We start from the raw sequence: 25953 nt of genomic DNA on the forward strand, positions 1-25953 counted from the left end.
GCCACTACCCAGCTTCCCGGACAGCACGTAGGGACCGATGGTGGCCGGATCTCCGGCGGCCAGCGGTTCCAGGTTCTTCGGGAGCCCATCCGACGGCAAGCGACCCTCCCCGACGGTGTCCAAACCCCGCCTTGCCCCAAGGTAGCGGTGTTTGTGCCCTGATTCCCACTCACGGACCGGATTGGGTCGTTCGAGGGTTGGGCGGTGACTGACATGACAGTGGTGACGAACCCTGGATCGAGTGGCCCCGCCCTCCTGGACGCGGGTGTCCGCGCCGGTGGGAGGCGGTGAACACGGCGCACCCCGTGGAGGGGTCTGTGTTCACGCAAGGTGGGGGTTCCTTTACGATTGGGGACTCGTGACCGTTGATACCACCGTAACCGTGCGGGTCCCCGCGAAGGTGAACCTCCAGTTGGCGGTGGGGCCCAGACGCGAGGACGGTTTCCACGCCCTCGTGAACGTGTTCCACGCCGTCTCGCTGTTCGATGAGGTTACCGTCAAGGCGGCGTCTCCGCGTCGGCCGCGTGCCCTCACCGCGTTGACCGCCACCGGGCAGTCCGAGTCCCACCTGGCCCGGGTGCCGCTGGACGAGAGCAACCTCGCGGCCCGCGCCGCGATCCTGCTGGCCGAGGAGACGGGTGCGGGCTTCCCCGTCGACATCCACCTCGACAAGCGCATCCCCGTGGCGGGTGGCATGGCGGGGGGCAGCGCGGACGCCGCCGCGGCCCTGGTCGCCTGCGACCGCCTGTGGGGCTGTGACCTGTCCAGGGAGCGGCTCCTCGACCTCGCCGCCCGGCTCGGCAGCGACGTGGCCTTCGGGTTGGTCGGCGACACGGCGGTGGGGACCGGACGGGGTGAACTCCTCGAACCGATGGCCAGCCCCGGTCGGTACCGCTGGGTGTTCGCGCTCTCCCCGCGCGGACTGTCCACCGCCGACGTGTTCGGCGAGTACGACCGCCTGCGCCCCGACGCCCCGGAGCCGCGCCCGGACGCCGCTCTGGAGAAGGCCCTGGCCAGCGGCGACGCGGTGGCCCTCGGCGCGTCCCTGAGCAACGACCTCCAGCCCGCGGCGCTCTCGCTTCTGCCGGAGCTGCGCCGGACCCTGGACGCGGGCCGCTCCGCCGGGGCGCTCGGCGCCCTGGTGTCGGGCTCGGGCCCCACGTGCGCCTTCCTGGTCGGAGGCGGGGGAGAGGACCCGGGCGCCGTCGCGGAGCGGGAGGCGGGGGTGGTGTCCGCCCTGCGGTCCACCGGCCTGTGCGAGCAGGTCATCGCGGCTGACGGCGACGTACCCGGAACCACCATCGTGTGACGTAAATCACTGGGTCCAGTGTCGCGATTCGACGGATTCCGACCATTGACCTCAACCATGGTTGAGGAAGAACACTGGGCGCATGACGACGCCAGCCACCTTCTCCAGGTACGCCGACCTCCCGGCGCTGATCGGGCTCATGGAGGGTGACGAGAAGCACAAAGCCGCCGCTCACTCCACCCTCGACGTTCTCTGGGTCCTCTACGACCGGGTCCTCGACGTCTCGCCCGAGACCGCCGAGGACCCGGCCCGGGACCGCTTCCTCCTCTCGAAGGGGCACGGACCGGCCGCCTTCTACGCCGTGCTCGCCGCCAAGGGCTTCCTCGACGTGTCCACCCTGCGCGGCTGGACCTCCTTCGACTCCCCGCTGGGCCACCACCCGGACCGCGTGCTGGTCCCCGGAGTCGAGATCGGCAGCGGCTCCCTCGGCCACGGCCTACCCCTCGCCCTGGGCACCGCCCTCGGTCTGCGTGCCCAGGGCGCGCGCAGGCCGGACGGCACCGAACCCCGCGTGGTGGTGCTGGTCGGCGACGGCGAACTCGACGAGGGCAGCAACCACGAGGCCATCGCCGCCGCCGCGCGCCTGAGCGCCGACAACCTGACCGTCGTGGTCATCGACAACGCCTCCGCCACCCACGGCTGGCCCGGAGGTGTCGGACGCAGGTTCGAGGTCGAGGGCTGGGAGACCCGAGAGGTCGCGGGCCGCGACCACGGCGCCCTCCACGACGCCTTCGCCCGCCCCGGCTCCGGACGGCCGCTGGCCGTCGTCGCCCGCGTCCGCAACGGAAACTGAAAGCGAGCCCGGACATGCGTGACACCTTCGCCGCAGCCACCCACGAGGCCCTCGACCGCGACCCCCGGACCGCGCTGGTCCTCGCCGCCATCTCCGCGGGCATGTTCCGCCGCGCCGCCGCCCGCCACCCGGGCAGGGTGATCGACCTCGGCATCCGCGAACAGGCGATGATCGGCGTCGCGGGAGGCCTGGCGCTCACCGGCATGCGACCGATCGTGCACAGCTACGCGCCGTTCCTGGTCGAACGCCCCTTCGAGCAGCTCAAGATCTCCCTCACGCACCAGGGCGTCGGAGCAGTCCTGGTGAGCATCGGCGCCTCACACGACACCTCGGCCGAGGGCCGCACCCACCAGGCGCCCGGGGACGTGGCGCTCCTGGACACGCTCCCCGGGTGGACCGTGCACGTGCCCGGGCACCCCGACGAGGCGCGGACCATGATGGAGCGGGCGGTACCCGGCGACGACCTCGTCTACCTGCGCCTGTCCACCCACAGCAACAGGGCGGCCCTGCCCGTCGGACCCCGCCTCAACGTGGTGCGCACCGGTTCGTCGCGCTCCGCCGGGGTGGTGGTGGCGGTCGGACCGATGCTGGACCGGGTGCTGGAGGCCACCGCGGACCTCGACGTCACCGTGGCCCACACCTCCACCGTCCGTCCCTTCGACCACGAGGGGCTCAGCACCCTCACCGGTGCGGCGGGCAACGCCGACGTGCTGATCGTGGAGCCCTACCTGAAGGGAACCTCGGCCCACGAGGTGGCCGAGGCCCTGGGCGACCGCCGCCACCGCCAGCTCTCCCTGGGCGTGTCGCGCCGCAGCGAGGTGCGCGCCTACGGCACGGCCGCCGACCACGACCGCGTCCACGGTCTGGACGTCGAGGGAATCGCGAAGTCCGCCCGGGACTTCTTCCTGGTGTAGCGACCTTCCAGAGCCCGCCCGGGGCCTCGCGTGGTGCGGCCCCGGGCGTTCCCCTCCTAACAGCCGTACGTTCTGCCGTCCGCCGCCTTGCCCCAGTTGCAGCTGCTGATCGTGCCGCCGGCCTTGTTGTCGTCCTTGCTGCCCGGCTTCTTCAGCCGCAGGTCCGGGCTGCGCCCGGTGCCGTCGTTGGGCAGGACGTGGCGCGCGTAGCCCCGGTAGACGTGGTGCTTGCCCTTGGCGTCCCGGTGGTTCTTCCCGGAGCCGGTGTGCACGTGGACGACGCCGCCCGCCGGGAGGTTGTACGCGGGCAGGGCACGGCCGTAGGTGTTCGAGGTGATGTCCGGGACGTGGCCCCTGAGGTTGACGGTCTTCTTCGTCACGTTCTTCAGGACGAAGTACTCGCCGTTGAGGTTGGTCTGCTTGTTGTTCTTGACGTCGGCCCCGGCGGCGTTGGGCCGCACGTGGGTGATCATCAGGGCGCCCGTGGTGGAGGCCGCGTGCGCCGGGACGGGCGCGAGGAGGGCGGCGAGGAGGGCGGCCGCGACGGCGGCACGGATGGAGCGCATGGGCTCCCCTTTCGGTACGCGTCCGTCCTGCGGTGCGAGCCTCCAGGGGGTGGCTCCCAAGCGGGGGACCGAGGACAGGGCAGAAGAGTAGCCCTTCCGTGCGGCGATCGGTGGCGAAATGAGCCGACAAGCGAAAAGTGTCGTTCCTGGCGGTCAGTCGGTCCGCGCACCTTCGCGGGGGCAGCACAATGGGAGGTGATGACGAATCTGGTCAACCTTCAGGACGTGTCCCTGGCCTACGGGCCGCTCGTGCTCCTCGACGAGGTCTCCCTCGGCGTGGACGAGGGCGAACGCATCGGGGTGGTGGGCCGCAACGGCGGCGGCAAGTCGACGATGATCTCCGTGCTCGCCGGGCGGACCGAACCCGACTCCGGTCGGGTCGTGCACAACCGCGGGCTGCGGGTCGGCTTCCTGCACCAGCGCGACGACTTCCCCGACAGCACCGTCGGCGAGTTCGTGCTGGGCGGCCGGGCCGAGCACGAGTGGGCGGGGGACGCGCGCATCCGCGACATCCTCCGGGGCCTGCTCGGCGGCTGGGACCTCAACGTGCCCATGTCCGGGCTGTCCGGCGGTGAGCGCCGCCGCTCCGGGCTGGCCCGCCTGCTGGTGGACGACCACGATCTCATCATCCTGGACGAGCCCACCAACCACCTCGACATCGAGGGCATCGCCTGGCTGGCCGAGCACCTGCGCGGCCGCCCGGAGTCGCTCGTGGTCGTCACCCACGACCGGTGGTTCCTGGACGCCGTGACCACCCGCACCTGGGAGGTCGGGCGCGGCACCGTCGAGAGGTACGAGGGCGGGTACGCCGCCTACGTGCTGGCCAAGGCCGAGCGGGACCGCCAGGCCGCCGCCGAGGAGGACCGCCGCCAGAACCTCATGCGCAAGGAGCTCGCGTGGCTGCGCAGGGGAGCGCCCGCGCGCACCTCCAAGCCCAAGTTCCGCATCGAGGCGGCCAACCAGCTCATCGCGAACGAGCCGCCGCCCCGCGACTCCGTGGAGCTGGTCCGCTTCGCCAGCTCGCGCCTGGGCAAGACCGTCATCGACCTCAAGAAGGTCTCGGTCGCCATCCCCGACCGCACCCTGCTGGACGAACTCACCTGGCAGCTGGGCCCCGGCGACCGGGTGGGCCTGGTCGGCGTGAACGGCGCGGGCAAGTCGACCCTGCTGAAGATCCTTGCCGAGGAGCGCGAGCCCGACTCCGGGACGGTGCGCACCGGCCGGACCGTGAAGCTGGCGCACCTGTCTCAGAACGTCGTCGAGCTCGACCCCACCGCCCGCCCGCTCCAGGCCGTCATGGACGTGCGCGAACACATCACCATCGGCAAGCGGGACTACACCGCCAGCCAGATGCTGGAGAAGTTCGGCTTCCGGGGCGAGCGCCAGTGGACGCCGATCGGCGACCTGTCCGGCGGTGAGAAGCGCCGCCTCCAGCTGCTGCGCCTGCTCATGGACGAGCCCAACGTGCTGCTGCTGGACGAGCCCACCAACGACCTGGACATCGAGACCCTGACCGAGCTGGAGGACCTCCTCGACGGCTGGCCGGGGTCCCTCGTGCTGGTCAGCCACGACCGCTACTTCCTGGAGCGGATCACCGACCGCGTGCTCGCCCTGATGGGAGACGGCAGCCTCGCCTTCCTGCCCGGAGGGGTGGACGAGTACCTGGAGCGCCGGGAGGCCACCGCCGACGAGGTCACCGTGCCCCTGGGCGCCTCCGAGACCGCCGTGCAGACGCCCGCCACCCCCGCCGTGTCCCAGGCGGAGCGCCGCGCCGCCCAGAAGGAGATGCAGCGCGTCGAACGGCGGATGGACAGGATCGCCAAGCGCGAGGAACAGCTCCACGAGCAGATGGCGGCCGCGGCGGAGGACTACACCAAGCTCGCCGAACTCGACGGCGAGGCCAGGACCCTCGCCTCCGAGAAGGAGGAGCTGGAGATGGTGTGGCTGGAGCAGGCCGAGCTGGTCGGCGACTGAGTCACCCCAGGCCGACAGCTGGGTGACGGATCAGCGGCCCTCCCGGGCCTTCGTCGCGCAGGAGATGCAGGTGCGGGCCACGGGCCGGGCCAGCAACCGCTCGGGGGAGACGGGCTCTCCGCAGCGCTCACAGTGACCGTAGTGGCCCTGGGCGATCCTCCCCAGGGCCGCTTCCACGTCGGCCAGGTGACGCTCAGCGGAGGCGAGTGTCGCGCTCGCGTGTGAGCGCTCGAAGGCGATCGTCGACCCTTCGGGGTCGTGCTCGTCGTCCGTCGCCGTGTCCTGGGTCGCCTCGACGATCGAGTCGAAGCTCCGGGTCAGGGAGAGGATCAACGCGGACGTGCGCTCGCGGTCGGCGGTCAGCAGCCCACGGATCTCGGCGAGGCCGTCCCGGAGGGACTCCGGTGACCCGTCTCCGGGCCGTGGGCCCGCCGAACGCTCGAACGGCACCATGTCGCCTCCTCTCGGACGGTTTCCCGCAGTGGCCGCGGAGCGCGTCCACCAGACCTCCTGTAGAACGCTGCCACCCGCCGGGCATTCCCGCCGGGAGGCAGCCCGTAGGCTGCTCGCAGGGCGCGTACGGTTCCGAACTCAGGAGGAGACACCATGGCTGACCTGGACGACATCCCGGTGACCATGATCGACGGCCGCGAGACCACCTTCGGTGAGTGGTCCGGCAAGGTGCGCCTGGTGGTGAACGTGGCGTCCCGTTGCGGACTCACCCCGCAGTACGGCGCGCTGGAGGAGCTCCAGAAGCGCTACGAGGACCGGGGCTTCACCGTGCTGGGCTTTCCCAGCAACCAGTTCCTCCAGGAGTTCGGCGGTGAGGAGAAGATCGCCGAGTACTGCTCGATGACCTGGGGGGTGACCTTCCCGATGACCAGCAAGGTGAAGGTCAACGGCCGGGGCCAGCACCCCCTCTACGCCGAACTCACCGAGGTCCCCGACACCGAGGGGCACGCCGGACGGGTCAAGTGGAACTTCGAGAAGTTCCTGGTGCTCCCGGACGGCACCGTGCACCGGTTCCGCCCCTCCACCGTCCCCGACGCCCCCGGGATCGTGGAGCTCATCGAGCGCTCCCTCCCCGAGGGTGGCTAGCGGAGGCGGTCGCGGAAGACCTCGGCGATCGCCTGGGCGCCGGCGAGGTTGGTGTGGATGTCCGGGCCCCGGGCGGCGTCGCACATCCAGGTGAGGTCGCAGATCCGCTGGAGGTTGACCGGCATGCCCGTGGTGCTGTCGGCGGGCACCTCGGTGTCGGAGCCGTCGAAAACGGTGTCCACGTCGGCCACGTCGATCCCGGCGGCCTCGTAGGAGGCGGTCAGCGACGCGTTCACCCGGTCGAGGATCTCCACGGTGCGCTCGGACTGGCTCGTGTTCCCGGGTTCCTCCAGGAGGGAGAGGGCCAGGAACGGGTTGTAGTAGGTCATCCCGACGATCCGCGTGCTCGGGTCCGCGGCCCCCACCAGGCGCTCGGCGATGACCGGCACCTCGGTCTCCAGGCGCTCCAGTCCGTCCGCCACGCAGTCCTCGTCGACACCGATCCCGTTGATGCCGAGCGCCTCCTCATGGACGCCCTCCACGCAGTCGGTGAAGTTGTTGCCGCCGATGGTGAGGGTGACCAGGTCGACCGCGTCACCGTTCTCGCGCAGGAACTCCTCGGCCTGGTCGAGCTGGGACCCCGCCTCGTAGCGGTCGTCGCAGCCGGGGATGCCGCCGCCGACAAAGGTCGTGGTGTCCTCCCCGCCGCACCCCATGCGCTCGTGCCGGAGGGTGGAGTCGGCGTCCTTCAGGGAGCGGTACAGGACGTCCGTGTACCCCTCGGAGGTCTCCCGGCCCCGACCCTGCTCGTCGGGCTGCACCCCCACGGTCAGCGAGTCGCCCAGGGACAGGTAGTGGCTCGTGGTGGGTTCCTCGGTGTCCCCACCGGAGCAGCCCGTGACGACGAGGGTCACGGCGAGGAAGGCGGTCCAACGGATTCTCAACGTGCTCTCCAACCAGGGTCCGTACGGAAAGTGACGCGGGCCCCCGGACGGAACGGTCGTCACCCTTGAGGGCCGGACGGGATCCCGTCGAGGGGCGCGAGAAGGCTTCTCAGTAACGATGCCAGCTGCTCGCGCTCCGCGGCGGGCATCGGTGCCAGGAGGGTCTCCTCGTAGCTGAGAAGCGAGGCCAGGGCCGCGTCGATCCGCTCGGCGCCCCTGGCGGTCAGCCGGACGAGCACGCCGCGCTTGTCGGCGGGGTCGGGGCGGCGGCGCACGAGTTCGGCGGCGGCCAGCCGGTCCACGCGGTTGGTCATGGTGCCGGAGGTGACCAGGGTGGCGCGGAGCAGGCGTCCGGGGCTGAGCTCGTAGGGCGGGCCCGAGCGGCGGAGTTCGGCGAGGACGTCGAACTCCCAGGGCTCCAGGGCGTGTTCGGTGAAGACGGTGCGGCGGGCGCGGTCGAGGTGGCGCGCGAGCCGGGACACCCGGCTGAACACCTCCAGGGGCGTCACGTCCACGTCCGGCCGCTCGGAGCGCCACGCCTCGATCAGCCCATCCACCTCATCGCGCATGGCACCAGCATATCTCTTGACATCAAGATAGTGGGGCGGGTATACGAATCCCACCCGCCCCACTGGTGACCAGGGGCGACGTCCCCTCCTGTGGCCAGCGCCACAGAAGGGTCAGCGCTTCCTGCGTGTGTCCAGTCTCGGCTTGGCCTCCAACGCGGAGAGCCCGTTCCAGGCCAGGTTGACCAGGTGCGCCGCCACAACCTCGCGCTTGGGCCTGCGCACCTCCAGCCACCACTGGCCGGTCAGCGCCCACATGCCCACCAGGGCCTGCGCGTACATCGGGGCGAGCGCCGGGTCGTAACCGCGTTCGGCGAACTCGTCCACCATGATGTGCTCGACCTGGCTGGCGATGTCGTTGAGCAGGCTCGCGAAACTGCCGGTCCCGGAGGCCACGTGCGAGTCACGGGTGAGCACCCGGAACCCCACGCTGTCCTCCTCGACGTACCGCAGCAGGGCCAGGGCTGCCTTCTCGATCTTGCTTCGGGCGTCGTCGGCGGTGAGCGCCTCGCCCATCATGTCCAGGAGCGTGCGCATCTCCCGGTCCACGACGACGGCGTAGATGCCCTCCTTGCCACCGAAGTGCTCGTAGACCACGGGCTTGGACACTCCGGCCCGCGCGGCGATCTCCTCGACGGAGGTCGCGTCGAACCCTCGTTCGGCGAACAGCTCCCGGCCGATCCCCAACAGCTGTTGCCGACGCTCCTTGCCCGTCATGCGCTTGCGGCGCACTCGGGTCCCCTGCTCGCTGTCGGCTGCTCCCATGATGGTTATCGATCCTAGACCTTGACCCGCTTGGCAGCGAGCCGTTCGTTGTTGGGCCAGCGGACCTTGGTGGCCCAGCCGAACTTCTCGAAGGCCCAGATGACCCTGGCGGAGATGTCGATCTGGCCCTTGAGCACACCGTGGCGGGCGCAGGTCGGGTCGGCGTGGTGCAGGTTGTGCCAGGACTCACCGAAGGAGGGGATGGCCAGCCACCACACGTTGCGGGAGCGGTCGCGGACCTCGAAGTTCTCCTCGCCGATGGTGTGGCAGATGGAGTTGATCGACCAGGTCACGTGGTGCAGCAGCGCGACACGGACGAGGCTCGCCCAGAAGAACGCGGTGACCGCGCCCCACAGGGACATGGTGACCAGGCCGCCGATGGCGGCGGGGGCGAAGAGGGAGAACAGCACGATCGGCAGGAACAGCTTGTCGACGAGGACGACGTCCTTGTCCTTGAGCAGGTCCGGGGTGAAGCGGCGCGGCGAGGTCTTCTTCTCGTCCAGGTACATCCACGCCATGTGGGCGTAGTACATGCCCTTGGCCACGGACTTCCAGTCGTCGCCGAAGCGCCACGGCGAGTGCGGGTCGCCCTCGGCGTCCGCGTACTTGTGGTGGCGGCGGTGGTCGGCCACCCACTTGATGACGCTGCCCTCGATGGCCATGGAGCCCGCGATCGCCAGCGCGATCCGCAGCGGGCGGTTGGCCTTGAAGGAACCGTGGGTGAAGTGGCGGTGGAAGCCGACGGTGATGCCCAGGCCGCTGATCACGTAGAAGACCGTGGCGATCGCGATGTCGGTCAGTGACAGGCCCCAGCCCCAGAAGAACGGCACCGCGGCGAGCAGGGCGATCAGGGGCACGAACACGAAGGCGAAGACCGTGTAGCGCTCGGCCTTGCCCCGCAGTTCGGGCTCGTACTCGGGGATCGCCTCACGCTTGGGCGCGTCGGCGGCGGTCCCGGCGGGCTTCTCGGTGCCTTCGGTCGGCACCTCGGGGGCAGCGGTCATGGGTCTTGCACACCTCGTCACGGAGAACGTCGTCACCGGTCGGGACGGCGTCACGGGTGCGGTGCACCCGTCGGGACGGCCCAACCTATTCCTACGTAACCGTAACCTACGACCCCGTAGGTTTGGCAAGCCCCCGGGGGGAGGCGCTATGTTGGTGTCGAGCGTCCGGGCCACGGTCCGGAGCGTTCCCGGATGATGTAATCGGCAGCATCTGGGGTTTTGGTCCCCATCGTCCAGGTTCGAGCCCTGGTCCGGGAGCAACCCCCGCCGTCACGCGACCGTCCCCGTCAAGGGGACGGGACGCACCCCGTGCGCCCCACGGGTGAGGGACGGCGGTACAACTCACACCGGCGTCCGGCCGGCCCGCTCCTGCGGGCGTCCGCCGGGCGCCGCGCGCGTGGCGCCCTCATGTGCCTGATGTGTGCCGGTGACACACATGTATCCTTCCCATGTCGGCCGCTGGTCATCCGACGGCCGCCCGCGCGGCATGCGGGTCGCGCCGCCGAAGGGTGAGCCGACGTTCATATGCCAGCTATCACGAGGGGTCTCCTCCAGTGAGCGTGAACCGTCCGGCTGCCGTGATCATCCTCGCGGCGGGTGAGGGCACCCGAATGAAGTCGAAGCTTCCCAAGGTGCTTCACGAACTCAACGGCCGCAGCATGCTCGGCCACGTGCTCCACGCGTCCCGAGAACTCGAACCAGGCAACACGGTGGTGGTCGTCGGCCACGCCCGTGACCAGGTGAGAGCCCACCTGGCCGAGGTGGCCCCCGAGGCCACCACGGCGGTGCAGGAGGAACAGAACGGCACCGGCCACGCCGTGCGCATGGCCGTCGAGGACCTGGCCGCGAAGGGCGTCGAGCTCTCCGGAACCGTCGTCCTGACCTGCGGTGACACCCCCCTGCTGCGCGGTGAGACGCTCGCCTCGCTGGTCACGGCGCACGAGAAGGAGGGCAACGCGGTCACCGTGCTGTCCGCCCGCGTCCCCGACCCCCACGGCTACGGACGCATCGTGCGCGACGCCGACGGCGCCTTCACCGAGATCGTCGAACACGCCGACGCCACGCCCGAGCAGCACCTCGTGGACGAGATCAACTCCGGGATGTACGCCTTCGACGGCGCGCTCCTGAGCCAGGTCGTCAAACGCCTGTCCACGGACAACGCCAAGGGCGAGGAGTACATCACCGACGCCGTGGGCCTGCTCCGCGGCGACGGCCACCGGGTGGACGCCTGGAGCGCCGAGGACTGGAACGAGGTCCAGGGCGTCAACAACCGGGTCCAGCTCTCCGAGGCCCGCCGCGTCCTCAACGACCGCCTCCTGACGGAGCACATGCTCTCGGGAGTGACCATCGTCGACCCCGCCACGACCTGGGTGGACGCCCAGGTCAGCATCGGCGCGGACACTGTGGTCCACCCCAACAGCCGCCTCTACGGCACCACGCGGATCGGCGAGGACGCCGAGGTCGGCCCCGGCGCCGACCTGCGCGACACCGTGGTCAGCGACGGCGCGAAGGTCCGCGAGACCACCGCGGACGGGGCGGAGATCGGCCCCGGGGCCACCGTCGGCCCCTACACCTACCTGCGGCCGGGCACCCGCCTGGCCGAGCGGACCAAGGCCGGAGCCTTCGTCGAGGTCAAGAACTCGAACGTCGGCACCGGTTCCAAGATCCCGCACCTGACCTACGTCGGCGACGCGGACATCGGGGTGGGCAGCAACATCGGCTGCTCCTCCGTGTTCGTCAACTACGACGGGGTCAACAAGTCCCGGAGCACGATCGGCGACCACGTCCGCATCGGCAGCGACAACACCATCGTCGCTCCCGTGTCGGTGGGCGACGGAGCCTACTCCGGGGCCGGGACCGTGGTCCGTGACGATGTCCCGCCCGGTGCCCTGGCGATTTCCGAAGGACACCGGCAGCGTAACGTCGAGGGCTGGACGCGGCGCAAGCGTCCGGGAACTCCGCCCGCCGAGGCGGCGGAGCAGGCGGAACGGCACAGAGCCGACGCCGCGAACAAGCAGTGACTGTGGGGGAGAAACACGTGACCGGCATGAAGGCCACCGGCCAGAAACAACTGATGCTGTTCTCGGGGCGTACGCACCCGGCTCTGGCCGAGGAGGTGGCGAAGGAGCTGGGGATAGAGGTGGTCCCCACCCGGTTCGACACCTTCGCCAACGGCGAGATCTTCATGCGGTACCTGGAGTCGGTGCGCGGCAGTGACGCGTTCGTCATCCAGAGCCACGCCGACCCGGTCAACGAGTCGATCATGGAGCAGCTGATCATGGTGGACGCGCTCAAGCGCGCCTCCGCCAAGCGGATCACCGTGGTCACGCCGATCCTGGGCTACGCCCGCCAGGACAAGAAGCACCGGGGCCGCGAGCCCATCTCCTCGCGCCTGGTCACCGACCTGTTCCGGACCGCCGGGGCGGACCGGATGATGGCGGTGGACCTGCACACCGACCAGATCCAGGGCTTCTTCGACGGCCCGGTGGACCACCTCTTCGCGCTGCCGATCCTGGCCGACCACATCGCCACCCAGGTCGACCACTCGGAGATCACGGTCGTCTCCCCCGACGCCGGGCGCGTGCGCACCGCGGACCGCTGGGCGGACCGCCTGGGCGCGCCCCTGGCCATCATCCACAAGCGCCGTGACCCGGACGTCGCCAACCAGGTGAAGGTCCACGAGGTCGTCGGTGAGGTCAAGGACCGCGTGTGCGTCCTGGTCGACGACATGATCGACACCGGCGGCACCATCGTGAAGGCCTCCGAGGCCCTCTTCGAGCAGGGCGCCAAGAAGGTCCTGGTCGCCGCCACGCACGGTGTGCTGTCCGGCCCGGCCGCCGAGCGCCTCCAGAACTCGCGTATCTCCGAGGTCGTCATCACCAACACGCTCCCCGTCCCGGAGGAGCGCGCCTTCGAGAAGCTCACGCAGCTCTCGATCGCCCCGCTGGTCGCCCGCGCGATCAACGAGGTCTTCACCGACGGCTCCGTCACGAGCCTGTTCGACTAGGGCGAGGGCACCCGCGCCCGGCGCGGGTGCCGTCCGGCCGAGGCCGGAACCGGTCCCGAGGTGGGCCATGTACGGAGTCGTCACCAGAGACAGTAGACTTGGCCGAGTGCCCCCGTGTCCGGGTGGATTCCTTTCGTGTCTCCTCCTGGAATCAACGCGGGCAGGGGTGCGCGACGAGCGTTCCCGGGCCGGACGGGTCCGGTGACGGCTCGCCGGGCACGCCTGGAACCAGGGCGGTCGAGTCCCCTGCAAGTTGGGTGACCCCGTCACAATTCTCCGCCGAGGGCGGGAATCGTTCGTACTACTGGAGTCGTGTGCCCCGTGCTGCGGGGTTGAACCCGAGGAGTTTTGTCGTGTCCGAGGTACGTATCGCTGCCGAGCCCCGCACGGAATTCGGCAAGGGCGCCTCCCGTCGCGCCCGCCGCGCGGGTAAGGTGCCGGCCGTCCTCTACGGCCACGGCACCGAGCCCCGCCACCTGAACCTGCCGGGCCACGAGCTCATGCTCGCCCTGAAGACCCCGAACGTCCTGATTCGCCTTGGTGGCCTGGACAAGGACAACCTTGCCCTCCCCAAGAGCGTGCAGCGCGACGCCATCAAGGGCTTCCTGGAGCACGTCGACCTGCTGGTCGTCTCCAAGGGCGAGAAGGTCGAGGTCGAGATCAACGTCTCCCTCACCGGTGAGGTCAAGGCTCCCGGCGTGCTCAACCAGGAGCTCGTCACCGTGACCGTGGAGGCCGAGGCCACCCGCATCCCCGATGGTGTCGAGTTCGACATCGACGGGCTGGAGGTCGGCGCCAACCCGACCGCCGCCGACCTGAAGCTGCCCTCGGGCGTTTCCCTGGTCACCGACCCCGAGTCGATCCTGCTCACCGTCTCCGCGCCGCGCGTGGAGGAGGAGCCGGAGACCAGCACCGAGGCTGCCGAGGCCAACGAGGAGGCCGCCGCCGAGTAGGCGCGGTCCCGCACCACACATCACAGAGCGCGCGGTCCCCGATCCGGGGGGCCGCGCGCTCTGCGTGCGGCGGGGTGCGGTTGCGGTGCCGATAGTGTCGGTCGGCATGTGGAGAGTGTTGAGCAGGTTGGGTATCCGGAAGAGCGGGAACGGCGAGGACATGGTCGAGGCGGAGCGCTGGCTGGTGGTCGGGTTGGGCAACCCGGGCCCGAAGTACGCGGGCAACCGGCACAACGCCGGGTTCATGGTGGTGGACGCCATGGCCGCCGAGAAGGGCGAGCGCTGGAAGGTCCACAAGGCGCACGCCGAGGTCGTGGAGACCCGGATCGAGGGCGCCCCGGTGGTTCTGGCCAAGCCGCGCACCTTCATGAACGTGTCCGGCGGGCCGATCGCCGGGCTGGCGAAGTTCTACAAGGTCCCGATGGAGCGGATCATCGTCGTGCACGACGAGATGGACATCGACTTCGGGGCGCTCAAGCTCAAGAAGGGCGGCGGGTCCGGCGGCCACAACGGCCTGAAGTCGGCCACCGCCTCCCTGTCCGGCCCGGACTACCTGAGGGTCCGCTTCGGCGTGGGTCGGCCTCCCGGGCGCATGGACCCGGCCGCGTACGTGCTGCGGGACTTCTCCTCCACGGAGGCCCCCGAGCTGGACCTGAACGTGGAGCGCGCCGCCGACGCGGTGCGCACCATCCTCAAGGACGGCCTGGGCCGGGCGCAGAACATCTTCCACACCGCCGCCTGAAGCAGCCCGCTGCCTGCCTCCAGGGGGCGGGTCAGCCGCGCAGCAGGCGCCAGGTGGCCAGCGCGCGGTCGCCGGGGGAGCCCTCTTCACCGGCCGCGTGGGCGATCGCCCCGACCAGGGCCCCCGCGAGGTAGGCGGCGTGCAGGGGCACCGGGACGTCGCCGAACCCGGGCGGCCGGGCCCCCTCGGCGAAGCGCGCCGCCAGGACCTCGGTGATACGGCTGCGGAGCTGGTTGGTGAGGCGGGCGCCGCCCCGGTCGGAGAACATTCGGCGGTAGAGCACCGCGTGGTCGGCCACGTGCCCGAACAGCGCCTCCAGTGGTTCGGGCGCGCGGTCGCGCGGGGCGTCCAGGGGGCACAGCTCCGCGCAGCGTGCGACGTGCGAGACGGCGCCCTCCATGGCGTCCGATATCAGGGACTCCAGATCGGGGTAGTGCTGGTAGACGGTGGCGCGGTTGACCTCCGCGCGGCGGGCGACGGCCGCCATCGTCAGGGATTCCAACTCCTGCTCGGCGGCCAGGGAGAGCAGTGTTGAGCGCAGGCGGTCGCGGGTGCGCCGCGCACGGGGGTCGTCCGGGTTCATGTCGTGAGTGTACGCGCATAAAACGACACCCGTTGCTTAACCAACGGGTGTCGTTTATGTTGGCCGTATGAGAGTGGAGATCTGGGCGGACGTGGTCTGCCCCTGGGCCTACATCGGACGACGGCGTCTCGCGCGGGCCGACCCCGGAGTCGAGGTCGTGTGGCGTCCCTACCGCATCGATCCCTCGGCACCCGCCGTGGCCGAACCCCTGGCGGAGGTGTTGCGCGACCCTCGACTGGACGAGGCGCTGCGTGCCTGCGCGCCGCACCTGACCCCGGTCCAGAATCGGGACCGGGTCGCCGGGATCGCCCGGGCCGAGGGACCGGCCGACCGTTGGGGCGCGGCCTGGCGCGCGAGCAGCCACGATGCCCACCGGCTCATCGCGCTGGCGGAGGAGGAGGGCGGCCCGGCGCTCCAGGACGCCGTGGCGGAGGGGGTCATGCGCGCCCACTTCGTGGGGGCCCTGGACATCTCCGACGCCCGGGTGTTGGAGGAGGTGGCCGTCGGGGCCGGGTTCGCCCGGGGCGCCGCGCTGCTGGTCGCGGGCGGTGGTGAGGAGCGGGTCCGCGAACTGCTGCTCACCGGGCGCGCCGACGGGGTCCGCACCTCGCCGACCCTCGTGGCCCGCGGCACCGCCTTGGCCGGGGCGCACGAGCCCGGGGTCATGGCGGACTTCCTGGCCGAGGCCTCGCGGCGGAGGCCGGGGGAGTTGCCGGAGGAGGTCCTGCGCCTGCGCCGGGCGGAGTCCCTCCTGGGCCGGAGCGACCCGCTGGGAGCGCTCGCGCTGCTCCGGCCCCTGATGGAGGAGCACGCGCGGGACCGCAACGTGCGCTTCCTCGCCGCCCGCGCCTACTACCGGTCCGCTCAGCTGAACCGGGCGCGGCGCACCCTGGAGGCGCTGCTGGGGGAGTCGGCCGACGACGCCTACGCGCATCTGCTGCTGGGGCGCACGCTCCAGCGGATGGGGCGGCACGGGGAGGCCGGGCGGCACCTCAGGCTGTCCGCTGTGATGGACCCCGCGCTCGTCTGAGTCGGCGCCCGGGGGTGGTCACCTACTGCGTCGATTTTCGGTCAGGACAGATTTACGACCAGTCGTGTCCCCTCAAAACGGTCGTGGACGGTCTCAGGGCAGACACATTCTCGGTTGGAATGGGACTTCTTTACCAACAGGCCGCCACCGATAGCGATTTTCCGACTACTTTTGGTTACTGTTCGGGTTGACGACAGGCGTTCTGTGCCCGGCGATACTCCCCGTCCCTGCCTTCCGCGTGGCTTCCACACGCGCGGGGGCGGTTACCCATGGTGAGTGTTCGAAGCCGTTCGTGGTCTTGGGGGATACGTGGTGACAACCAGTGGGACCGTCCAGGGAAAGCCCTCCGTTCGACGGCGTGAGCATCCAGTGCGGCCGGGCACGCCGGTCCGGGGCATCCGACGGATTCCGGTCAACACCGGACCCCGGGCCGACGCCTGGCTCCGCCCCTACGTCCTCGGCCTGGTGGCCCTGGACCTGACCGCCGCCGTCGTGGCGACCCTGGCCGGGAGCCTGGTCCGGTTCCACGACGCCCTCCTGGCCGGGACCACCACGCCCTACCTGCTACTCTCCCTGGTCCTGCCGCCGGTCTGGATCGTCTTCGTCCGACTCGGCGGCGGCTACGAACGGCGCTTCCTGGGAGTCGGAACCGAGGAGTACCGCAGGGTCGCGGTCGCCGGTGCGATCCTGGCCGCGACGGTCGCGGTCGGCGCCTACGCCGTCAAGTTCGACCTCGCTCGCGGCTACGTGCTGATCGCGCTGCCGCTGATCGTCCTGCTCTCCCTCGGCCTGCGCTACGCGCGCCGCAAGGCGCTGCACCGGCGCCGCCGATCCGGGGCCTGTATGAGCGGGGTCGTGGTCGTCGGCTACAGCGTGTCGGCGAGCGACCTCATCCGGCGGTTCCGCGACGAGATCTACCACGGCATGCGCGTGGTGGGCGTGTGCCTGCCCGCCCACGAGTCGGACGTCACCGAGGTGGAGGGCTGCCCGGTCCTGGGCTCCTTCACGGACGCCGCCGACGCAGCCGCCCTGGTCGGCGCGGACACCGTCGCGGTACTCGCCTGCCCCGAGATGGACGGTGCGGAACTGCGCCGACTCGCGTGGGAACTGGAGAAGACCGGAACCGACCTCAACGTGGCCTCGGCGCTCATGGAGGTGGCCGGTCCCCGGACCACCATCCGCCCCGTGGCCGGCCTGCCCCTGCTGCACGTGGAACACCCGGAGCTGGAGGGTGCACGCCGAGTGGTCAAGGGGGCCTTCGACCGCTGCGCCGCCGCCCTGGCGCTCCTCCTGCTCTCGCCCCTCTTCCTCGTCCTGTCCGTCCTGATCCGATCGGAGGGCGGTGGCCCCGCCTTCTTCCGGCAGACACGTGTGGGCCGGGGTGGCGCCGAGTTCACCGTGTACAAGTTCCGTACGATGGTGGTCGGGGCTGACGCGCTCAAGGCGATCCTCCAGCCCCGGAACGAGCACGACGGTGTGCTCTTCAAGATGCGTCGGGACCCCAGGGTCACGCCCGTGGGGGCGTGGCTGCGCCGCTACTCGCTCGACGAGCTACCCCAGCTCGTCAACGTGGTGCGCGGAGAGATGTCGCTCGTCGGCCCGCGGCCCCCGCTGCCGGAGGAGGTCGCCCAGTACGGGCACGACGTCCGCCGTCGGTTGGTGGTCAAACCGGGGATGACGGGTCTGTGGCAGGTCAGCGGCCGATCCGACCTCTCCTGGGAGGAATCGGTCCGACTCGATCTGCGGTACGTGGAAAACTGGTCGCTGACATTGGACATCCAGATCCTGTGGAAGACGTGGTCAGCGGTGATCCGTGGGGCGGGAGCATACTAGCCGGTGAACAACATCCGAAACGATCATGAGGTGGCCCGGGACCTGGCGAGCGAGGCCGGACAGCTGCTGCTGCGCCTGCGCGCCCGCCACGGATTCGACGAGCCCGAGGTCCTGCGCACACTGGGGGACCGCACCTCGCACGAGTTCCTCTTCTCCGCGCTCGGGCGGCTGCGGCCGAGCGACGCCGTCCTGTCCGAGGAGGGCGTGGACGAGCAGTCGAGGCTGAGGTCCCGGCGGGTGTGGATCATCGACCCGCTGGACGGGACCCGCGAGTTCTCCGAGCCCGGCCGTACCGACTGGGCGGTGCACGTGGCGCTCTGGGAGAACGGCGACCTGGTCGCCGGGGCGGTCGCGCTGCCCGCCCAGGGCAGCTGCCTGTCCACGGTCGACCCGCCGTGGCTGCCGGAGGAGCGCCCCGAGGGGCAGCGGCTGCGCATCACCGCCAGCCGGACCCGGCCCCCGGCGTTCGTTCAGCGCATGGCGACCCAGATGGGCGCCGAGGTGATCCCCATGGGATCGGCGGGCGCCAAGATCTGCGCCGTGCTGCTCGGGATCGCCGACATCTACGTGCACGCGGGCGGCCAGTACGAGTGGGACAGCGCCGCTCCGGTCGCCGTCGCGCGCGCCGCCGGACTGCACACGTCCAGGATCGACGGCTCGCAGCTGCGCTACAACGTAGCCGACCCGCTACTCCCCGATATCCTTGTATGCCGATCGGAATTGTCGGGTATGTTGTTGGCAAGCATCCGCGACGGCGCGGACCTTGACAGCGCCGGTCCGCACGCGGGGGGCTGAACCGCAGCACCCACCGCCGCGGAACCGGACTTGGGTGTCGGTATTTCTAAGGCGGATTCCATGGGTCAGGCGAGTCAGCAGGCGCTCGGGCGCTACCAGCTCTCCCAGCTGGACGTCCTCGAAGCCGAGGCGATCTTCATCATGCGCGAGGTGGCGGCGGAGTTCGAGCGGCCCGTGCTGCTCTTCTCCGGCGGCAAGGACTCCATCGTGATGCTGCGCCTGGCGGAGAAGGCCTTCTGGCCCGCCCCGGTGCCCTTCCCGGTGATGCACGTGGACACCGGGCACAACTTCGAAGAGGTCATCGAGTTCCGGGACCGGCGCGTCGCCCAGGCCGGGGTCCGGCTGGTGGTGGCCTCGGTCCAGGAACAGATCGACGCGGGCAAGGTCACCGAGCCCACCGGCCGCTGGGCCAGCCGCAACCGCCTCCAGACCTCGGCGCTGCTGGAGGCCATCGAGGAACACGGTTTCACGGCCGCCTTCGGGGGCGCCCGCCGTGACGAGGAGAAGGCCCGGGCCAAGGAACGGGTCTTCTCCTTCCGGGACGAGTTCGGCCAGTGGGACCCCAAGAACCAGCGCCCCGAGCTCTGGAACGTGTTCAACACCCGGATCAACCGGGACGAGCACATCCGGGTCTTCCCGATCTCCAACTGGACCGAGCTCGACGTGTGGGGATACATCCAGCGCGAGGAACTGGAGCTGCCCTCGATCTACTTCGCCCACCAGCGGAGCGTGTTCGAGCGCGACGGCATCCTGCTCGCGGACTCACCGCTCATCCAGCGGGACGAGACCGAGGTCCCGTTCACCGAGACCGTGCGCTACCGCACCGTCGGCGACCTCACGTGCACCGGCGCGGTCAAGTCCTCGGCTGTGGAGCTGGACGACATCATCGCGGAGATCGCCGCGACCCGGATCACCGAGCGCGGCCAGACCCGCGCCGACGACCGGGCCAGCGAGGCCGCCATGGAGGACCGCAAGCGCGAGGGCTACTTCTAGCCATGTCCCGGGCCTGCGCATCGCTCTGGCCCTTGTCCGGCGCCTTCGCAGAGGGATTCGGGTTGGGGGCGACACGGCATCCTCGGCCCGTTCCCCGCTGGCGGCTCGACTCGTCTTGCAGAACCCTCTGCGGCGTCCGAACGCCAGGGCCTCGGCCTCGCCGAGGCCAGCGATCCCCTCCGTATCTCCTGTCCCCACGGTTGTTGACCGCCCCACACTTCGCGCAGAGGACCAGTCACCATGAGCAACGACATCCTGCGGTTCGCCACGGCGGGCTCCGTCGACGACGGCAAGAGCACCCTGATCGGGCGCCTGCTGTACGACTCCAAGTCCATCTTCGAGGACCAGCTCGACGCAGTGGAGCGCACCAGCGCCGCGCGCGGCGAGGAACAGACCAACCTGGCGCTGCTCACGGACGGTCTGCGCGCGGAGCGCGAGCAGGGCATCACCATCGACGTGGCCTACCGCTACTTCGCCACGCCCAGGCGCACCTTCATCATCGCGGACACCCCCGGGCACATCCAGTACACCCGGAACATGGTCACGGGCGCCTCCACGGCCGACCTCGCGATCATCCTGGTGGACGCGCGCAAGGGCCTCCAGGAGCAGAGCCGCCGACACGCCTTCCTCACCACCCTGCTCCAGGTGCCGCACCTGGTGCTGGCGGTGAACAAGATGGACCTGGTCGACTACTCCCAGGACCGCTTCGAGGAGATCAAGTCCGAGTTCGCCGAGTTCGCGGCCAAGCTGGACGCGCGCGACCTCACGTTCGTGCCGATCTCCGCCCTGCACGGCGACAACGTGGTCAGCCAGTCGGAGAACATGCCCTGGTACACGGGCGGCTCCCTGCTGCACCACCTGGAGAACGTGCACATCGCCTCGGACCGCAACCTGATCGACGCGCGCTTCCCCGTGCAGTACGTGATCCGGCCGCACCGCTCGGACGACCCCGAACTGCACGACTACCGGGGCTACGCGGGCCAGCTCGCTGGCGGCGTCCTCAAGCCCGGTGACGAGGTCACCCACCTGCCCTCCGGGCTGTCCACGCGGATCAAGAAGATCCGCACGGCGGACGGGGAGGTCGCCGAGGCGTTCTCGCCCATGTCGGTCACCCTGCTGCTGGAGGACGAGATCGACATCTCCCGGGGCGACATGATCTGCCGCCCCAACAACACGCCCGCGGTGTCCCAGGACATCGAGGCGATGGTGTGCTGGATGACGGACACGCGCAAGCTCACGGCGCGCTCCAAGCTCGTCGTCAAGCACACGACCAGGACCGCGAAGGTGGTGGTCAAGGACCTGCGGTACCGGCTGGACGTGAACTCGTTGCACCGCGACGAGGGCGCGGACCACCTGTCGCTCAACGAGATCGGCCGGGTGCGGCTGCGCTCCACCCAGCCCCTGTTCGTGGACGAGTACGCCAAGAACCGGCAGACCGGCGGGTTCATCCTCATCGACGAGGCCACCAACACCACGGTGGGTGCCGGAATGGTCGTCAAAGCTGACTAGACGTACCCGCTGAATGGATAAACATTCCTCACGGGGTCGCCTTTTGGCGGCCCCGTTTCGCGTGTTCCGAGTGGTGCTCGTGGAGGGCCCGATCCGGCCCCCTCGGGCGCTGGTTTCTTAAGAGGACATTTCCGAGTGTGAATCCTCGGGGTACTTTTTCTGGTCCTCGGTGCCGATCGGGTCAGGGTCAATGGTGTGCCTGGAGGAGCCCAAGTTACCCGGCGTTAGGGCCGTGTGCAGGTGTGAGGACCAACCAGAGTGTCACCTCGAACGGAGTGTTCCTGGCCTATCGGATAGGAGTGCGGAGGGTGATCTTTGAGAAAAATTCGCTCAGCCTCTGGCATTCGGAGGTCAAGTCTGTCTAAAGTGTGCGAATCGCGTACAGGGTCGCAATCGATCCAATACGGACGGTTATGGCCTGGCGCGTGCTCCCACTATGGAAACCCCCACAAGGAGAAACGCGTGAAGAAGCACCCCACTCGCAGGGTCGCGTTCAGCGCCGTCGCGGTCAGTGCACTCACCATTCCCCTGGCGCTCGGCGGCGCCACGGCCGGCGCCTCGGACCTCGCGCCGGTGTACACGAACTCGTCCGCCTCCAGCGGCGACTGGTTCGTGGTCCTTGAGGACACCATCACCACGAGCTCCGTCTCCCCGGCCTCCCTCGGCATCTCCGAGAGCCAGGTCAACCACACCTACGAGGAGACCATCAACGGCTACTCGGCCGAGCTGAGCGCCGCCGAGGTCGAGGAGCTGCGCGCCCAGGACGGCGTCGCCTACATCGAGCAGGTCGGCGAAGCCACCACCATGGTCCCGTGGGGCCTGGACCGCATCGACCAGGAGGACCTGCCCCTGGACGGCTCCTACACCACGGAGTCGGACGGCAGCGGCACCTCCGTCTACATCATCGACACCGGCATCGACGACTCCCACCCGGACTTCGGCGGTCGCGCCGAGGTCGGATTCGACGCCACCGGCGGTGACGGCGGCGACCGTCAGGGCCACGGCACGCACGTCGCGGGCACCGTGGGCGCCGACAGTTACGGCGTGGCGCCGGGCGCCTCGCTCTACGGCGTGAAGGTCCTCGGCGACGACGGTTCGGGCACCTACGACGACGTCATCGCGGGCATCGAGTGGGTGGCCGAGAACGCCGACGCCAACGCGGTCGCCAACCTGTCCCTGGGCGGCCCGGCCTCGCAGGCCGTTGACGACGCCGTCAACGCCCTGGCCGACTCCGGCGTGTTCGTGGCGGTCGCCGCGGGCAACGAGGGCCAGGACGCGGGCAACGTCTCCCCGGGCGGCGCCGAGGGCGTGGTCAGCGTCGGTGCCTCCGACGAGTCCGACGCCACCGCCTCCTTCTCCAACCACGGCCCGTCCGTCGACATCTACGCTCCCGGCGTCGACGTCGAGTCCACCATCCCCGGTGGCGGCACGGACAGCTACTCCGGCACCTCCATGGCCAGCCCGCACGTGGCCGGCGCCGCCGCTCTGTACAAGAGCTCCCTCGGCGACGACGACCAGGGCGTCATCCTGGACTGGCTCGTCGAGAACGCCGGTGCGGACAAGCTCAGTGGCGTCCCCAGCAGCACCGTGAACCTGCTGCTGAACGTCGAGGGCCTGTAGGAACCCGCCGGGCTGTGGAGACCCCGCGCGTCCACACCCACCGGAACTGAACGGCGACACCGCGGCCCCGGGCCGGGAGTACACCTCCCGACCCGGGGCCGTCGCCGTGCGCCGGGGCAAGACCGTCACTATGCGTTCAGGATCCATCACCAAAGGTAATAGCCTTGGGTCGTGGATGGATATCGTCTGGTGTTCGTCGGCGGGATGGGCCGTTCCGGGTCCACGCTGATCGAACGCCTCCTTGGTGAGCTGCCCGGGTTCTGCTCCGTCGGTGAGATCGTGCACCTGTGGCGCCGGGGGCTGGTGGAGAACGAGCGCTGCGGGTGCGGGCTGCCCTTCGCCGACTGCGGTTTCTGGGGCGACGTGGGCAAACGGGCGTTCGGCGGCTGGGAGCGCCTGGACGTGGACGCGGTGCTCCGGCTCAAGGACAGCGTCGACCGGACCCGGTTCCTGCCGGGACTCCTCCAGGGTGCGGAGGGGGAGGGTGCCCTCGCCGCCCGGAGCGGGCGCTACACCGAGCTCTACCACCGGCTCTACTCCGCCGTCGCCGAGGTCAGCGGGGCCCGGGTGATCGTGGACGCCAGCAAACACGCCTCCCTGGCCGCCTGTCTGCGCTGGCGGTACGGCTCGAGGATGCGCCTCCTGCACGTGGTGCGCGACCCCAGGGCGGTGGCGCACTCCTGGAGCAAGAGGGTGGCCCGCCCGGACGCCGCGCCGGACAGCTCCGAGCCGGAGATGGCCCGGTACTCGGCGGGGCGCGCGGCGGTGCAGTGGATGACCCAGAACTCCACGCTGGACGAGCTGGCCCGGCAGGGGCTCCCGACACTCAGGGTGCGCTACGAGGACTTCGTGGCCGACCCCGAGGCCGAGTTCGGGCGCGTCGCCGCGTTCGCGGGGCACGCGGGCGACCCGCTCCGGCTGGGTGAGGACGGGGTGGAGCTCTCCGAGGGGCACGCCGTCTCCGGAAATCCGATGCGCTTCCAGGCGGGCCCCGTGGGGGTTCGGGCCGACCACGGATGGCGGCGGGGGCTGGCCCCGTGGCGCCGGTGTCTGGTGGAGGCGCTCACCGCTCCCACGCGCGGACGCTATGGGTACTGATGTCCGCTACCTGGTTCCCAGAGTGTTGCGTCGGCAAAAGATAACGTATGGTCATTACGCGAACACTCTGTGTTGTCATCGGGATAGCTGGGGGGCGGTTGACCATGGTGGGCGGACCGGTTCGAGTTTTGGCGGCGGCGGGGGCGGCACTGCTCGCACTGGGGCTGGCGGGGCTGGGTGACGAACCCCCCGCCGCCGCGAAACCGGCGGAGAACCGGCCGCCGGAGAGCCACCCGGTTCCCAACTCGGCGTCCTTCCTCGGACTGCCCTCCACCCGGGAGACCCACTGCACGGTCTCGGACATCCTCGAGCCCTCCTGCGGCGTCTGGTGGGGCGCCAGCCCCGACGGAGACGACGTGAAGGCGCTGGAGGCCGCGGCCGACCGCAAGATGGACATCGTCTACACTTGGCGCGGCATCGACCAGCCCGACGTCCCCGGTGACCGCGAGCTGCGCATGATCGCCGAGGGCCGGTTCGTGCACACCAACATCGAGGCCCGCGGCTTCACCCAGCCCGGGCGCCCCAACCTCGCCTACCGCGACATCATCGCCGGGCGCTTCGACTCCTCGCTGCGCTCCCAGGCACGGACCATCGCCGAACTGGACGTGCCCTACTTCGTCACCTTCGACCACGAGGCCGACGGCAAGGCCCGGTACAACAACCGGGGCACGCCGGAGGAGTTCGTGAGCTCCTGGCGCCACATCGTCGACCTCTACCGGTCCGAGGGCGCGGACAACGTCATCTGGGTCTGGAACGTGACCGGCTGGCCCGGCAACCTGGACCGCCTCCCCGGCCTGTGGCCCGGCAACGACTACGTCGACTGGATCAGCTGGGAGGCCTACAACATGACCGGCTGCGAGAAGATGAACAACTGGGACCACGTCGACTCCTTCGAGGACGCCCTGGCGCCCACCTACGAGTGGATCCAGCAGGAGGGTCCCAAACACGGCATCGACCCCGAGAAGCCGGTCATGGTCGGCGAGATGGGCACCACCGACATCGGGCCCAGCGCGACCACGAAGTGGTACACGGACGTCCCCGACGTCCTCAGGCGCTACGAGCGGGTGCGCGCCGTCAAGCTCTGGGACAGCCAGGTCGGAGACGACTGCGACTTCCGGGTCCTGGCCAACGAGCACGCCCGGCGCGGGTTCGAACAGGCGGGCAAGGACCCCTACGTGCACCTGCCCGACCGTGTCCGCCGCCTCGCGGAGTACGCGGTGACCCGCAACTGAGCCCGGTCGGTTCGGGGCCGCTCCGGTGCCACCGGGGCGGCCCCGGCGCGCTCAGCCGCCCACGGGCCTGGACATCGACCAGGTGTGCGGGCCGCCGTCGGGCAGGTCGTATTCCGCGGTGACGGCGAAGCCCAGTGACTCGTACAGCCGGACGTTCTCCCGCGTCGAGGTCTCCAGGAAGGCGGGCACGCCCGCCGCGTCCGCCTCGCGCAGTCCGGCGCGGAGCACGGCCCGGCCCAGCCCCCGGCCCCGTGCCCGGGTGCGCACTCCCACCGTGCCCAGGAACCAGACCGGTTCCTTCGGCCGGTGGACCTCCATGGCCGCCTCCGCCGAAGCGTAGGAGTCGGCCCGGTCGCCCGCGAGGTTGACCAGCGTGGGCAACATCTCGGCCATGACCTCCTCGGCCCCGCCCGAGTCGGGGGTGGACCAGACGGCCACGGCGTCCAGTCCCTCGCTCACCCACACCCGGCCGTGCGGGAGTCCCACCTCGGCGAGGAAGAGCCGCTGGAACTCGCGGAGCCGCGCGAGGTGGTCGTCCGCGGAGATCGTGTGTCGGGTGAAGGGGTAGTCCCGGAAGGCCTCGGCGAGGGTGTCGGCGGCCCCGGCCACGTCCTCGACGTCGGCTTCCCTGATCACGTGCTCCCCGTTCGTGTGCTCTTCGAAGATGGCGTCCCCCAGCGTGTCG

Annotated in this window: 25 protein-coding genes; 17 read left to right on the top strand and 8 right to left on the bottom strand. The window is 70.3% G+C overall.

Going from position 1 to position 25953, the window contains the following annotated elements; genetic code table 11:
* Positions 1-358: 358 nt before the first annotated feature.
* The 3 genes from ADX84_RS11300 (at position 359) to ADX84_RS11310 (ending at position 3016) form a co-directional block, all read left to right on the top strand.
* The gene (locus tag ADX84_RS11300; protein WP_082206400.1) at positions 359-1309 is read left to right on the top strand and encodes a 4-(cytidine 5'-diphospho)-2-C-methyl-D-erythritol kinase; all 951 of its coding nucleotides are present in this window, start codon (positions 359-361) and stop codon (positions 1307-1309) included.
* A gap of 82 nt (positions 1310-1391) precedes the next feature.
* Complete coding sequence (locus ADX84_RS11305) at positions 1392-2102, top strand: thiamine pyrophosphate-dependent enzyme (RefSeq protein WP_049571847.1); 711 nt, start codon at positions 1392-1394, stop codon at positions 2100-2102.
* A 14-nt stretch (positions 2103-2116) separates the two neighbouring features.
* The gene (locus ADX84_RS11310; RefSeq protein ID WP_049571849.1) at positions 2117-3016 is read left to right on the top strand and encodes a transketolase family protein; all 900 of its coding nucleotides are present in this window, start codon (positions 2117-2119) and stop codon (positions 3014-3016) included.
* A gap of 56 nt (positions 3017-3072) precedes the next feature.
* Here the strand turns inward: ADX84_RS11310 and ADX84_RS11315 are convergent, their stop codons facing one another.
* Complete coding sequence (locus ADX84_RS11315) at positions 3073-3582, bottom strand: lamin tail domain-containing protein (protein WP_049571853.1); 510 nt, start codon at positions 3580-3582, stop codon at positions 3073-3075.
* A gap of 198 nt (positions 3583-3780) precedes the next feature.
* On the opposite strand from ADX84_RS11315, the gene ADX84_RS11320 reads away from it, so the two are divergent.
* On the top strand, positions 3781-5556 hold the full coding sequence (locus ADX84_RS11320; protein WP_049571856.1) for an ABC-F family ATP-binding cassette domain-containing protein: 1776 nt from the start codon (positions 3781-3783) through the stop codon (positions 5554-5556).
* A gap of 30 nt (positions 5557-5586) precedes the next feature.
* Here ADX84_RS11320 and ADX84_RS11325 read toward each other — a convergent pair whose 3' ends face one another.
* Positions 5587-6009 (bottom strand): TraR/DksA C4-type zinc finger protein, encoded by a 423-nt coding sequence (locus tag ADX84_RS11325; RefSeq protein WP_082206402.1) that lies wholly within the window; start codon positions 6007-6009, stop codon positions 5587-5589.
* A gap of 153 nt (positions 6010-6162) precedes the next feature.
* On the opposite strand from ADX84_RS11325, the gene ADX84_RS11330 reads away from it, so the two are divergent.
* Positions 6163-6654: a glutathione peroxidase gene (locus ADX84_RS11330; RefSeq protein ID WP_049571857.1), complete on the top strand. Its 492-nt coding sequence runs from the start codon at positions 6163-6165 to the stop codon at positions 6652-6654.
* On the opposite strand, the gene ADX84_RS11335 is transcribed toward ADX84_RS11330, so the two are convergent.
* From ADX84_RS11335 to ADX84_RS11350, 4 genes are all read right to left on the bottom strand, one after another.
* Entirely contained in the window at positions 6651-7538 is an 888-nt protein-coding gene (locus ADX84_RS11335) for a GDSL-type esterase/lipase family protein (RefSeq protein WP_049571862.1), read from the bottom strand. The two genes, ADX84_RS11330 and ADX84_RS11335, sit on opposite strands and share 4 nt — an antisense overlap.
* A gap of 59 nt (positions 7539-7597) precedes the next feature.
* A complete protein-coding gene (locus ADX84_RS11340; protein WP_017542256.1) occupies positions 7598-8107 on the bottom strand; it encodes a MarR family winged helix-turn-helix transcriptional regulator in 510 nt (169 codons plus the stop codon).
* A gap of 111 nt (positions 8108-8218) precedes the next feature.
* Positions 8219-8869: a TetR/AcrR family transcriptional regulator gene (locus tag ADX84_RS11345; RefSeq protein ID WP_026128851.1), complete on the bottom strand. Its 651-nt coding sequence runs from the start codon at positions 8867-8869 to the stop codon at positions 8219-8221.
* Positions 8870-8883: 14 nt separating this feature from the next.
* Positions 8884-9873: a fatty acid desaturase gene (locus tag ADX84_RS11350; protein WP_017542254.1), complete on the bottom strand. Its 990-nt coding sequence runs from the start codon at positions 9871-9873 to the stop codon at positions 8884-8886.
* Positions 9874-10427: 554 nt separating this feature from the next.
* Here ADX84_RS11350 and glmU point away from each other — a divergent pair.
* The 4 genes from glmU to pth all read left to right on the top strand — a co-directional run bounded on the left by glmU (position 10428) and on the right by pth (position 14575).
* Complete coding sequence (glmU, locus tag ADX84_RS11355; RefSeq protein WP_082206404.1) at positions 10428-11894, top strand: bifunctional UDP-N-acetylglucosamine diphosphorylase/glucosamine-1-phosphate N-acetyltransferase GlmU; 1467 nt, start codon at positions 10428-10430, stop codon at positions 11892-11894.
* A gap of 17 nt (positions 11895-11911) precedes the next feature.
* On the top strand, positions 11912-12880 hold the full coding sequence (locus ADX84_RS11360; RefSeq protein ID WP_049571867.1) for a ribose-phosphate diphosphokinase: 969 nt from the start codon (positions 11912-11914) through the stop codon (positions 12878-12880).
* 353 nt (positions 12881-13233) lie between these two features.
* Positions 13234-13833, top strand: a complete 600-nt coding sequence (locus ADX84_RS11365; RefSeq protein WP_049571871.1) for a 50S ribosomal protein L25/general stress protein Ctc — start codon at positions 13234-13236, stop codon at positions 13831-13833.
* 106 nt (positions 13834-13939) lie between these two features.
* The gene (gene pth / locus ADX84_RS11370) at positions 13940-14575 is read left to right on the top strand and encodes an aminoacyl-tRNA hydrolase (RefSeq protein WP_049572010.1); all 636 of its coding nucleotides are present in this window, start codon (positions 13940-13942) and stop codon (positions 14573-14575) included.
* Positions 14576-14606: 31 nt separating this feature from the next.
* Here the strand turns inward: pth and ADX84_RS11375 are convergent, their stop codons facing one another.
* Positions 14607-15158, bottom strand: a complete 552-nt coding sequence (locus ADX84_RS11375; RefSeq protein WP_049571874.1) for a TetR/AcrR family transcriptional regulator — start codon at positions 15156-15158, stop codon at positions 14607-14609.
* 67 nt (positions 15159-15225) lie between these two features.
* Between ADX84_RS11375 and ADX84_RS11380 the strand changes: the two genes are divergently transcribed.
* The 8 genes from ADX84_RS11380 to ADX84_RS11415 all read left to right on the top strand — a co-directional run bounded on the left by ADX84_RS11380 (position 15226) and on the right by ADX84_RS11415 (position 25268).
* Positions 15226-16188 (top strand): DsbA family protein, encoded by a 963-nt coding sequence (locus tag ADX84_RS11380; protein WP_049571878.1) that lies wholly within the window; start codon positions 15226-15228, stop codon positions 16186-16188.
* A gap of 309 nt (positions 16189-16497) precedes the next feature.
* Positions 16498-18021 (top strand): sugar transferase, encoded by a 1524-nt coding sequence (locus ADX84_RS11385; protein ID WP_049571881.1) that lies wholly within the window; start codon positions 16498-16500, stop codon positions 18019-18021.
* Between the two features lie 3 nt (positions 18022-18024).
* Positions 18025-18816: a 3'(2'),5'-bisphosphate nucleotidase CysQ gene (locus ADX84_RS11390; protein ID WP_049571885.1), complete on the top strand. Its 792-nt coding sequence runs from the start codon at positions 18025-18027 to the stop codon at positions 18814-18816.
* A gap of 60 nt (positions 18817-18876) precedes the next feature.
* Positions 18877-19809 (top strand): sulfate adenylyltransferase subunit CysD, encoded by a 933-nt coding sequence (gene cysD / locus ADX84_RS11395; RefSeq protein ID WP_049571888.1) that lies wholly within the window; start codon positions 18877-18879, stop codon positions 19807-19809.
* Positions 19810-20049: 240 nt separating this feature from the next.
* Positions 20050-21318: a sulfate adenylyltransferase subunit CysN gene (gene cysN, locus ADX84_RS11400; protein ID WP_049571893.1), complete on the top strand. Its 1269-nt coding sequence runs from the start codon at positions 20050-20052 to the stop codon at positions 21316-21318.
* Positions 21319-21780: 462 nt separating this feature from the next.
* Positions 21781-22938, top strand: a complete 1158-nt coding sequence (locus tag ADX84_RS11405) for a S8 family peptidase (protein ID WP_049571896.1) — start codon at positions 21781-21783, stop codon at positions 22936-22938.
* 204 nt (positions 22939-23142) lie between these two features.
* Positions 23143-24036, top strand: a complete 894-nt coding sequence (locus ADX84_RS11410) for a sulfotransferase (protein ID WP_049572014.1) — start codon at positions 23143-23145, stop codon at positions 24034-24036.
* 104 nt (positions 24037-24140) lie between these two features.
* On the top strand, positions 24141-25268 hold the full coding sequence (locus ADX84_RS11415; protein WP_049572017.1) for a glycoside hydrolase family 26 protein: 1128 nt from the start codon (positions 24141-24143) through the stop codon (positions 25266-25268).
* 51 nt (positions 25269-25319) lie between these two features.
* Here ADX84_RS11415 and ADX84_RS11420 read toward each other — a convergent pair whose 3' ends face one another.
* Entirely contained in the window at positions 25320-25904 is a 585-nt protein-coding gene (locus ADX84_RS11420; RefSeq protein WP_049571900.1) for a GNAT family N-acetyltransferase, read from the bottom strand.
* Between the last annotated feature and the right edge of the window lie 49 nt (positions 25905-25953).

Source organism: Nocardiopsis sp. SBT366 (assembly GCF_001083815.1).
Taxonomy (GTDB): domain Bacteria; phylum Actinomycetota; class Actinomycetes; order Streptosporangiales; family Streptosporangiaceae; genus Nocardiopsis; species Nocardiopsis prasina.

What these genes read in the sequence shown, in the direction of transcription:
- ADX84_RS11305 (WP_049571847.1), top strand. Translation starts at nt 1,392, where the DNA reads ATGACGACGCCAGCCACCTTCTCCAGGTACGCCGACCTCCCGGCGCTG.
- ADX84_RS11310 (WP_049571849.1), top strand. Translation starts at nt 2,117, where the DNA reads ATGCGTGACACCTTCGCCGCAGCCACCCACGAGGCCCTCGACCGCGAC.
- ADX84_RS11315 (WP_049571853.1), bottom strand. Translation starts at nt 3,582, where the DNA reads ATGCGCTCCATCCGTGCCGCCGTCGCGGCCGCCCTCCTCGCCGCCCTC.
- ADX84_RS11320 (WP_049571856.1), top strand. Translation starts at nt 3,781, where the DNA reads ATGACGAATCTGGTCAACCTTCAGGACGTGTCCCTGGCCTACGGGCCG.
- ADX84_RS11325 (WP_082206402.1), bottom strand. Translation starts at nt 6,009, where the DNA reads ATGGTGCCGTTCGAGCGTTCGGCGGGCCCACGGCCCGGAGACGGGTCA.
- ADX84_RS11330 (WP_049571857.1), top strand. Translation starts at nt 6,163, where the DNA reads ATGGCTGACCTGGACGACATCCCGGTGACCATGATCGACGGCCGCGAG.
- ADX84_RS11340 (WP_017542256.1), bottom strand. Translation starts at nt 8,107, where the DNA reads ATGCGCGATGAGGTGGATGGGCTGATCGAGGCGTGGCGCTCCGAGCGG.
- ADX84_RS11345 (WP_026128851.1), bottom strand. Translation starts at nt 8,869, where the DNA reads ATGGGAGCAGCCGACAGCGAGCAGGGGACCCGAGTGCGCCGCAAGCGC.
- ADX84_RS11350 (WP_017542254.1), bottom strand. Translation starts at nt 9,873, where the DNA reads ATGACCGCTGCCCCCGAGGTGCCGACCGAAGGCACCGAGAAGCCCGCC.
- pth (WP_049572010.1), top strand. Translation starts at nt 13,940, where the DNA reads ATGTGGAGAGTGTTGAGCAGGTTGGGTATCCGGAAGAGCGGGAACGGC.
- ADX84_RS11375 (WP_049571874.1), bottom strand. Translation starts at nt 15,158, where the DNA reads ATGAACCCGGACGACCCCCGTGCGCGGCGCACCCGCGACCGCCTGCGC.
- ADX84_RS11380 (WP_049571878.1), top strand. Translation starts at nt 15,226, where the DNA reads ATGAGAGTGGAGATCTGGGCGGACGTGGTCTGCCCCTGGGCCTACATC.
- cysD (WP_049571888.1), top strand. Translation starts at nt 18,877, where the DNA reads ATGGGTCAGGCGAGTCAGCAGGCGCTCGGGCGCTACCAGCTCTCCCAG.
- cysN (WP_049571893.1), top strand. Translation starts at nt 20,050, where the DNA reads ATGAGCAACGACATCCTGCGGTTCGCCACGGCGGGCTCCGTCGACGAC.
- ADX84_RS11410 (WP_049572014.1), top strand. Translation starts at nt 23,143, where the DNA reads ATGGGCCGTTCCGGGTCCACGCTGATCGAACGCCTCCTTGGTGAGCTG.
- ADX84_RS11415 (WP_049572017.1), top strand. Translation starts at nt 24,141, where the DNA reads ATGGTGGGCGGACCGGTTCGAGTTTTGGCGGCGGCGGGGGCGGCACTG.